The sequence below is a fragment of the Mesorhizobium sp. M7A.F.Ca.ET.027.03.2.1 genome (assembly GCF_003999175.1).
Lineage (GTDB): Bacteria > Pseudomonadota > Alphaproteobacteria > Rhizobiales > Rhizobiaceae > Mesorhizobium.
On the sequence record NZ_RZOM01000129.1, the window covers coordinates 1 to 8,965 of the forward strand.

11 protein-coding genes and 1 pseudogene are annotated in these 8,965 nt (G+C 61.7%); 6 read left to right on the top strand and 6 right to left on the bottom strand.

Going from position 1 to position 8,965, the window contains the following annotated elements; all coding sequences use genetic code 11:
* Positions 1-251, top strand: a 251-nt coding sequence (locus EN750_RS08425) for a cupin domain-containing protein (RefSeq protein WP_145967494.1), incomplete at its 5' end; no start/stop codon positions are given.
* A gap of 272 nt (positions 252-523) precedes the next feature.
* Here the strand turns inward: EN750_RS08425 and EN750_RS08430 are convergent.
* The gene (locus tag EN750_RS08430) at positions 524-1,354 is read right to left on the bottom strand and encodes a hypothetical protein (protein WP_127396154.1); all 831 of its coding nucleotides are present in this window, start codon (positions 1,352-1,354) and stop codon (positions 524-526) included.
* A gap of 220 nt (positions 1,355-1,574) precedes the next feature.
* Between EN750_RS08430 and EN750_RS08435 the strand changes: the two genes are divergently transcribed.
* Positions 1,575-3,092 carry an MFS transporter gene (locus tag EN750_RS08435; RefSeq protein ID WP_127396155.1) on the top strand — a complete coding sequence of 506 codons (1,518 nt, stop codon included), beginning with the start codon at positions 1,575-1,577 and terminating at the stop codon, positions 3,090-3,092.
* 62 nt (positions 3,093-3,154) lie between these two features.
* On the opposite strand, the gene EN750_RS08440 is transcribed toward EN750_RS08435, so the two are convergent.
* Positions 3,155-4,357: a pyridoxal phosphate-dependent aminotransferase gene (locus EN750_RS08440; RefSeq protein WP_127396156.1), complete on the bottom strand. Its 1,203-nt coding sequence runs from the start codon at positions 4,355-4,357 to the stop codon at positions 3,155-3,157.
* Between the two features lie 208 nt (positions 4,358-4,565).
* Here EN750_RS08440 and EN750_RS08445 point away from each other — a divergent pair, with 208 nt between their 5' ends.
* The 3 genes from EN750_RS08445 to EN750_RS08455 all read left to right on the top strand — a co-directional run bounded on the left by EN750_RS08445 (position 4,566) and on the right by EN750_RS08455 (position 7,205).
* Positions 4,566-5,459, top strand: a complete 894-nt coding sequence (locus tag EN750_RS08445) for an EAL domain-containing protein (protein WP_127321442.1) — start codon at positions 4,566-4,568, stop codon at positions 5,457-5,459.
* Entirely contained in the window at positions 5,456-6,304 is an 849-nt protein-coding gene (locus tag EN750_RS08450) for an EAL domain-containing protein (protein ID WP_127381719.1), read from the top strand. The genes EN750_RS08445 and EN750_RS08450 overlap by 4 nt, the downstream gene beginning before the upstream one ends.
* Before the next feature lie 292 nt (positions 6,305-6,596).
* Complete coding sequence (locus EN750_RS08455) at positions 6,597-7,205, top strand: glutathione S-transferase family protein (protein ID WP_127322770.1); 609 nt, start codon at positions 6,597-6,599, stop codon at positions 7,203-7,205.
* 31 nt (positions 7,206-7,236) lie between these two features.
* Here EN750_RS08455 and EN750_RS08460 read toward each other — a convergent pair whose 3' ends face one another.
* From EN750_RS08460 to EN750_RS08470, 3 genes are all read right to left on the bottom strand, one after another.
* Positions 7,237-7,491 carry a hypothetical protein gene (locus tag EN750_RS08460; RefSeq protein ID WP_127270430.1) on the bottom strand — a complete coding sequence of 85 codons (255 nt, stop codon included), beginning with the start codon at positions 7,489-7,491 and terminating at the stop codon, positions 7,237-7,239.
* The gene (locus EN750_RS08465) at positions 7,488-7,688 is read right to left on the bottom strand and encodes a hypothetical protein (RefSeq protein ID WP_027039317.1); all 201 of its coding nucleotides are present in this window, start codon (positions 7,686-7,688) and stop codon (positions 7,488-7,490) included. The genes EN750_RS08460 and EN750_RS08465 overlap by 4 nt, the downstream gene beginning before the upstream one ends.
* Positions 7,689-7,957: 269 nt before the next feature.
* A complete protein-coding gene (locus EN750_RS08470; RefSeq protein ID WP_010910991.1) occupies positions 7,958-8,170 on the bottom strand; it encodes a cold-shock protein in 213 nt (70 codons plus the stop codon).
* 296 nt (positions 8,171-8,466) lie between these two features.
* Between EN750_RS08470 and EN750_RS08475 the strand changes: the two genes are divergently transcribed.
* Positions 8,467-8,796: a hypothetical protein gene (locus tag EN750_RS08475; protein WP_023809723.1), complete on the top strand. Its 330-nt coding sequence runs from the start codon at positions 8,467-8,469 to the stop codon at positions 8,794-8,796.
* Between the two features lie 34 nt (positions 8,797-8,830).
* Here the strand turns inward: EN750_RS08475 and EN750_RS08480 are convergent.
* A pseudogene (locus EN750_RS08480) lies at positions 8,831-8,965 on the bottom strand (MGMT family protein); the annotation flags it as partial.

An 8,965-nucleotide genomic window follows, 5' to 3' on the forward strand; every position in this document is an offset into this window, starting at 1 on the left:
GGCATACGCATCCGCTTGGCCAGACGCTGTACGTGACGGTGGGCGCCGGGCTTGCCCAGACGTGGGGCGGCCCGATCCAGGAGATCAGGGCCGGCGACGTCATCTCGTTCGCGCCTGGCGAAAAACACTGGCATGGCGCGGCGCCGAAATCGGCGATGACGCATATCGCGATGCAGGAGGCGCTCGACGATGTCCATGTCGATTGGCTGGAGGGGGTCACCGACGAGCAGTTTGGCGGCCGAGACACCTAACCGGCGGAGGGCAGGCTTCCTGCCGCAGCGATCGTCGCGCCAGCTGCAAAACCGCTGGCATTTAAACCACTCTGACGCCCAGAAAATTCAGCCTCCGCCGGGCGCCTTCCCACGCCCTGATGCTGACATCGTTGAGATAGCAGTCCATCAAGACCCTGCAGCCGACCAAAATCTCGATCGGTTGTCCGGCAAAACCATTGCGCCCGGCCGCCCAAAAAAATTGTGTATTGTTCCGTCGTCAAAGCCATTTTCTCCGAAATCGGAGACCCCCCCTACGTCCCCTTCAAACCAACGCTGAAAATCGACAAGGGTGCTGTTGCTTCGGTAATCTCGTCCCACGGCTTGATCGCCTGAAAAGGTGCCAAAAACGACATCGGTCGCCTGAAGGACTCTGGTGTGGCTGTAGCCGATTTCGTCACGCATCCACCTGTACCTTGTGTCGTAGGTGGAGACGAATTCCGCAAACAAGTCGAGCCGGCCGGTCTTCTTGGGAGTGTAGGTAAACCAGATGCCGCTTTCGAGCATGGCGTGCAGGTAATCTCTATCGCCGGCGCTGTTGTTTTCGAAAAATACCAAGCCGCCCAAATCCGGCGCTCCATCCCACTCGTAAGATTCGTCTCGCAGAATGCGTCGTCCCCGGTCCGGTTGAACCAGCTGTATTTGTAGTTACCGAAGGTGCCAGGCCAAAAATGGAAATACTCATAGGGATCGCCTTGCAGTTGCCGCATTTCCATCGGCATCGCCCCATCTTTGCGGCGCGGCAAGACAACCATTTCGGAGCGATCGAAACTGTTGCCTAGAATTCGCTTTCGATCGTTGCGATCGGCAAAGCGTTTCAGTTTTGCCCTGGTCCATTTTTCAGTTTCCTCGGTCCAGTAACAGCCCGACTGTGCTTTCAGGTAATCAATTTTTGCCTCGCCAAGAGCGGAGATCTGGCCCTCGTCGTTAGGGTCCGACTGCTTGAAATAGTTCATTGATGTGGCTGTCTGCTCGGCAAATGAAACACTGAGCGCCTGCTTGAACCGCTCGGTATTTTCAGTGCCCGGCCCGGACACTATGAATTCGCCGTCGTGATTGTTTGATGGATTGCCGCCTTTGGCCATGATGCATCTCCCTTCCGAGGCTTCATGGTTGATCGAATGCGGCCGGCTTCCTCGTCGTCATATGACGATGGTCCGCGGGTTCGCTGCGCACGTTTCCCGGATTGTAAGCTGATTTCGCGCGTCTGGCTCGCACGCCATGCCGGCCGGCAACGTCCCTCGGAGCCACTTCGGCTTTGACTGTAGCACCTGCATGGCCTCTAACTCACGTCTGGATATAGCCATGTCAAAGCACCGTCTGCCCCTGGTCGCCGCTATCTATCTTGGTTCGTTCGTGGCTCTGCTCGACGTCAGTATCGTCAATGTCGCGCTGCCGACCATCCAGCAGGCGTTGCAAACCGATTTCGGCGGCCTGCAATGGGTGGTCGACGCCTACACGCTGTGCCTGTCCGCCTTCATGCTGTCGTCCGGCCTGATCGGCGACCGCTATGGCCGCAAGCGCTCGTGGCTGGCCGGCGTCGGCATCTTCGTGGCCGGCTCGCTGATCTGCGCCGTCGCGCCCAATCTGCCGGTTCTGCTGGCCGGCCGGGTGGTACAGGGCATCGCCGGCTCGCTGCTCATTCCAGGCGCGCTGTCGATCCTGACGCAGGCCTTTCCCGATGCGCGCCAGCGCGCTGGCGTCATTGGCGGCTGGGCGTCGTTCGCCGCCATCTCTCTGCTCGTTGGTCCCGTCCTCGGTGGCATCCTGGTCGAGACCGTCGGCTGGCAAAGCATCTTCCTGATCAACCTGCCGCTGGGCTTGATCACGATCGCGCTCGGTGCTGTTTCGATCAACGAGACGGCGCATCCCGAACATGCCCATCTCGACCTCGTCGGCCTGGCTCTCAGCATCCTTTGGCTGGGGGCGCTGACCTTCGGCCTGATCTCGGCCGGCGAGAATGGCTGGGGCGAGCCAAGGACGGTCGCGGCGCTGGTCGCCGGCGTCGTCGGCCTGGCTGCTTTCCTCGGCTTCGAGGCGCGCACTGCACGCCCGATGCTGCCGCTTGGCCTGTTCCGCGATGTCCGCTTTGCCGTCGCCAATGTCGCTTCGTTCGCGCTCGGCTTCACCTCCTATTCCAGCGTCTTCTTCTTCTCGATGTTCCTGCAGCAGGTGCAGGGCTGGTCGCCGACGCAGACCGGCCTGCGCATGGCGCCGGCCTTCATCGTCCAGATCGTGGTGTCGCCATGGATCGGCAGGCTGAGCGCCCGCTATGGTCACTCTGCGCTGATGACCATCGGCTATGTTGCTATCGGCCTGTCCATGCTCGGCATGTGCTGGGCCGGCCCTTCGACGTCCTACGCGATGCTGTGCCTTCTGTTCGCCATTGGCGGCCTCGGCAACGCGCTTGCAATCCCGACCGGCAGCGCTGCCGCCATGTCCTATGCGCCGCGCGAACGCTCGGGCATGGTGTCGGCGGTCATCAATGCCACCCGCCAGAGCGGCCTTGCCATCGGCATCGCCTTGCTCGGCGCCTTGATGAGCATGCGGGCAACCAACCTTTTGACCGGGTATCTCGGCGATGCCGGTGTCGCCAACGCGGAAGCGGTCGCCCGTGCTGCGATTTCACGGCATGATTTCGCAACCGATGCGGCGATGGGCGAAAGCGGCGTGCATGAACTCTATGCTGCCGCCTATGCCGGCGGCTTCCACGCCGCGATGCTGACGGCAGCGATCGGCGCGTTCCTCACCGCCGCATTGCTGGTTGCCGTGCTGGCGCCGGCCGAGGCGCGCTCGGCCAAAGAGACCAAGCACGAGGCGTGAGGCTGACGGCCCATTAAAAAACCCGGCGGTGAAGCCGGGTTTTTGCGTTCATAGTGCGTCGGTCAGGTCAGCGAAGCCGTAAAACGCTGGATCCGTGTGCAGGCTTGTTCCAGAAGCGTCTCCGAGGTCGCGTAGGAGATGCGGAAGTTGGGCCCGAGGCCGAAGGCCGAGCCGAACACCACCGCGACGCCCTCGGCTTCGAGCAGTTCCGAGCAGAAGGTCTCGTCGGTGTCGATCAGCCTGCCAGCCTTGGTCTTCTTGCCGATCAGCTGGGCGCAGGAAGGATAGACATAGAAGGCGCCTTCCGGCGACGGACAGGTGATGCCGCGCGCCTGGTTGAGCATCGACACGACAAGGTCGCGCCTGCCTTGAAAGATCGCCTTGTTTTTGGCGATGAAATCCTGCGGGCCATTCAGCGCCTCGACGGATGCCCATTGCGCAATGGTGCAGGCGCCCGATGTCTGCTGACCCTGGATCATGTCCATCGCCTTGATCAGTTGAACCGGACCCGCCGCATAACCGATGCGCCAGCCGGTCATTGCATAGGCTTTCGACACGCCATTCATGGTCAGCGTGCGCTCGTAGAGCTTAGGCTCGACCTCGGCGATGGTCCTGAAGACGAAATCGCCATAGGTCAGGTGCTCGTACATGTCGTCGGTCAGCGTCCAGACATGCGGATGCTTCAACAGCACGTCGGCCAGCGCGCGCAGTTCGGCCTCGGTATAGGCGGCACCCGAGGGGTTCGACGGCGAGTTCATCAGCAGCCATTTGGTCTTCGGCGTGATCGCCTTTTCCAGCACGGAAGCGGTCAGCTTGAAGCCATTGTCGATCGAGGTGTCGGCAAACACGGAGGTGCCGCCGCAGATGGCCACCATCTCGGGGTAGCTGACCCAATAGGGGCGAGGAATGATGACCTCGTCGCCGGCGTTCAGCGTCGCCATGAAGGCGTTGAACTGGATCTGCTTGCCGCCGGTGCCGACTATGGTCTGCTCGGGCTTGTAGTCGAGATTGTTCTCGCGCTTGAACTTTTTTGCGATCGCCTCGCGCAGCGGCACGATACCCGAAACCGGCGGATACTTGGTTTCGCCACGGCGGATCGCCTCGATTGCCGCATTCTTGATGTTGTCTGGCGTGTCGAAATCCGGTTCGCCGGCGCCGAGCCCGATAATGTCACGGCCGGCATTTTTCAGCTCGCGCGCTTTCTGCGTGACCGCGATGGTGGCGGAAGGCTTCACGCGGGAAAGGGTGTCGGCAAGAAAGGCCATGAGCTTGACGTCTCCATGGAAGATCGGCGCGGCCAGGAGCGACCGCGGCGCTTCTCATGTCGCATGATTTCGCGCAACGCAAGCATTGTCGGCTGATCCAGGTCTCAAGGAGCTGTGATCGGGACCCGGGGTCGGCAACAATAAATTCATTAACGAGCGGTAGAGGCTTGAGTGGCAGGATGGCAGACCAATTGCGGAGCGAGGAACCGTGTCGCGCAGCGTCGGGCTTGCCCACATCATCCGTCAGGACGACGGCACCTCCACCGGTGTCTGGGGTATCTACACGCTGCAAAGCGCCTTCCAGCCGATCTTCGCTTTCAAGGAAGGCAAGCTGTCAGTGGTCGCGTTCGAAGGGCTGATCCGACCGTTCCGCGACGGCGAGCCGCAATCGCCGATGAATTTCTTCTCGACCTGTCCGGCCGCCGACCGGCTGCATATCGAGGCGCTGACCAGGACGCTGCATCTTCTCAACGCCGGTGCCTGCCTGCCGCGGGAAGCATCGATCTTCGTCAATTTCGACCCGTCAGTGTTCACCGAACGCGCCGTTGCCGACGCTGCCTTGCGCGAAATGCGGCTCGTGCTGCACGAGGCCGGCATCGACCCGCGTCGCGTCGTCTGCGAGGTGACCGAGCAGCGGTCGGCGTCGCAGGAAGCCTTGCACGGCTTCGTCGCGGCACTGAGGGCCAACGGTTTTCGCATCGCCGTCGACGATTATGGCGCCGACGATTCCGACATCAATCGGGTCAAGGAATTGAAGCCGGATATCGTCAAGTTCGATGCCTACTGGATCACGCAGCTGATGGAGTCCGGCGCCGGCTTTGCGTTGCTGACCACCATGGTGAAGAACTTCGAGGAGCAAGGTATCCATACGGTGTTCGAAGGCATCGAGGAGGGCTGGCAACTGGAGCTCGCCGAGAAATCGGGTGCGTCGATGGTGCAGGGTTTCGTGCTGGCGCGGCCCGAATTGGCGCCGACCAGCTTTGGCGTCTTCGACAAGGCCAGGCAGGCGCCTGCCGCTGCTGCCGTCGACACGGCTGCTCCTGCCGCGGCAATGCCTTCGGCGCGGCCGGTCAAGGCCTTCGGGCGCCGGGTGGCGACATGAGAGACGATCGGCGGCGCAATGTCGGCGATGCGATCCAGGTCGACGAAGTCGGCATCGAATACGGCATCTATGGCGAGTTCCGGCTGCGTAGCGCCTATCAGCCGATTTTCGCGCCGCGCGGCCGGTCGCTTCACGCGGTGGCGGCCGAAGCCCTGATCGAGCCGCACCGTGCCGGCCGCCCCGGCGCGCCGAAGGTGTTCTTTGAAAGCGTTGCGGTCTCGGACCGGCTGTTTGTGGAAACCATGTGCCGGGCGCTGCATCTGAGGAATTTCCGCAACATCGGCGTCGACGGGCTCGACCTGTTCTTCAACTACAACCCGTTGATCAACGACCATGCCGGGCGGGCACTGGCCGAAATTCGCCTGATGACCAGGCATCTCGGCGAGTTCGGCCTGGCGCCGGCCATGCTGGTCTGCGAAATCACCGAACAGGCGGCGGACGATGCGCTTCTCGTGCGGCTGGTGCGCGAGATGCGGCGCGACGGCATCCGCATCGCCATCGACGATTTCGGCACCGGGCACTCGACCGAGGAGCGGGTGAGCCTGCTCAAGCCCGACATCGTCAAGATCGACGGCACCTGGTTCGCGGAGTTCTGCCGCCACGCTGCCGCCGAACGGTTCTTCCGCCCGCTGGTTTCCAGCCTGCATGACCGCGGCGCCAAGGTGCTGGTCGAAGGCATCGAGCAGCCCACCCATCTGCGCGTTGCGCTCGAAGGCGGCGTCGACCTGCTGCAGGGTTTTCTCCTTGCCCGTCCGGCCTTGGCCGGCACGGTATTCGAGGAGAAACCGCTGGTCATCGATGCGCTGCTGGGCCGGGACAGCAAGGTCGTGCCCCTCTTTGGCTAGGGCATGTCGATATTCAGGTGATGCCGGCCTGCAAACGGCGGCTTCCTGCGCTTCCCTAGTTCTACTGCCACGCAGTAGAACTGAGCTCACGTACTTAAGTACGCTCCGCTCCGGTTCTCGGAACCCACCGTTTTCGGCTCGGCCTGACCTGAATCTCGACATGCCCTTCAACGGCCTCAGATTTTCGGCGATTCACACATCAGCGGCGCTGATCGTCGTACCAAAACAAATCATTGGTTGAGACCGCCGCCGCTGCGATAATCGCGCGGAGACAGTGCTCCGGGGAACAGCCATGATACTTTACGGCATGATCGACAGCGGCAATTGTTACAAGCCGCGCCTGCTGATGGCCAAGCTTGGCCTTGGCTTTACCAATGTCGAAGTGAGTTCGCACACCGGCGATACGCGCAAAGCCGACTTTGTCGCCAAGAATCCGAACGCCATGGTGCCGCTGCTCGAGTTCGACGATGGCCGGCGGCTGGCCGAATCCAACGCCATCCTGCTCTATCTCGCCGAAGGCACACGCTTCCTGCCGGCGGACAGGTATGAGCGTGGGCTTGCCTATCAATGGCTGTTCTTCGAGCAATACAGCCACGAGCCTTACATCGCCGTGCGCAAGGCGCTGCTGACCTTCCCCGAACGTGCTGGGGATGCGACCCCGGAGCGGCTGGCGGTGACGCTGGAGCGCGGCAACAAGGCGCTCGGCGTGATGAACAGGCATCTGGAAAACAATGCCTTCTTCGCCGGCAGCGCGCTCAGCGTCGCCGACATCGCGCTCTATGCCTATACGCATACGGCGGAGCAGGGCGGCTTCCAGCTCGACGCCTATCCGGCGGTGGCGGCCTGGCTTGGCCGAGTGGAAGCGGATCCGGGGCATGTGCTGATCGGGTGGATGGGGTAGTTTGTCCCGCGCCAGGTGGGCGGATGGGTAGCTACTTCAAGAGATGATCATAGTCCGCATGGGTGCCGATCCAGAACCAGATCACATCATCGTTGGTGCGGGTGGCAACAGCCCGGTAATTGTCGTCAACTCGCGCAGACCAGTAGCGTCCGACCTGTTTGAAATGCAGCGAGGGATCAAAAGGGTGGGAGCGGAGTCTTTCAAAACGCCTGTCCGCTTTTGCTCTGATCGCCGATGGCAGTTTTTCGTAAGCCTCCCAGAACGATGGGGAGGCGACGTGATTCACAGAGGCCGCGTCCGACCAGCGCGATGGTCCGTCAGTGCCTGTTCGGCAAGCTTATCCAATCGGCCGGCCTTCGCATCGGCCTCGATCTGCCGATCCCACATATCCTCCCGAAGCGCTTCGAACCAGGCAGCAAACGCCTTCAGTTCTTCAGGGCTCAGTTCCGCAACGGATTTTTCAATTTGCTCAAGCTTGGTCATGGCCGAATGATACCACTACTAGGCTAAAAGTACCACCGGTGGGACTGTAGCGCCCGTTGCAGCACCTAACCCCAGACAGCAAAAAGGCGGGATAAATCCCGCCTTCCATGCTTGGTAGCCTGATCGGGAGGGTCCGGTCCGGGCTGGCAGCTATCTTCTGATCCAGCTTGTCGGGTCTTTCCGCTCCAGCGCGCTTCTCGCGCGACTGTCAGTACATCCGTGACTTGCCGCGCGCCCCGAGCTCTCGCCCGGCGCGCGCTATCGCAAAATCAGGCTGCCTTGCTCAGAGATCCAGCGGACGACTTGCCAGTGCGGCGGTCCTGCTCGATCTCGAAGTTGATCTTCTGGCCTTCGACCAGGGTCGACAGTCCAGCACGCTCGACAGCGGAGATGTGGACGAAAACGTCCGCGCCGCCCGCGTCAGGCTGAATGAAGCCGAAGCCCTTGGTGGCGTTGAACCACTTGACCGTTCCAGTTGCCATTTAGATAGTCCTTCACATTTGCTTTAGATTGACCGGACCGAGGTCCAGCCGGTGTGCATCGAGATTTTGGAGATAGACGTCAGCAAACGCGATTATCGCGAGGCCCGGATCGATCGGCCGAAATATCAATGGAAGGCATATAGGCTGCTTTCGCACGAAAAACAAGACTGCGTGAGAAAGCCGTGATGAGGGCGCCGCCCAATGGCCGCCCCAATCGCGTGAGAGCGTCGCGATGATCGGAGCCTGTGGGCGCTCGATCCACACCCGCTTGGGAGGGGATTTTGGGGGAGAGGACCATGAAAATCATTCTGCTTGCCGCCTGCCTGACGCTTGTCGCCGCTCAGGCGCAGGCGATCTCGCGCTACGACCCGACGCGTATGAGCTGCGGCAAGGTTCAGGGGACGATCGCCCGGCAAGGGGCGGTCATCCTGCGCTACCAGTCGAAGCGGGTGCCGGGACTGCCGCTCTACGACCGCTATGTGCAGAGCCAGCGATTCTGCAGCATGGGCGAGGTGAGGACACGGGCCTACGTGCCGAGCGCCGACACAAAGTCCTGCCCGGTCTACAACTGCAAGCGGCCGGACAATGACCGGCATTTCCGCCGGCGGTTCTTCCACAACAACTAGGCACCTGCCTACAACGATTATGCAACTGCCTACATCAGAACCCGAACGACACCTGCGCTGGTGGCGGGGGGCCGACGCGCACGCCTTCCATGGCCAGCATCTTCTCCTTGGTGATCGATCCGCCGGGCGCCGAGAAGCCGCCGATCTTACCGCCGGCGGCAAGGATGCG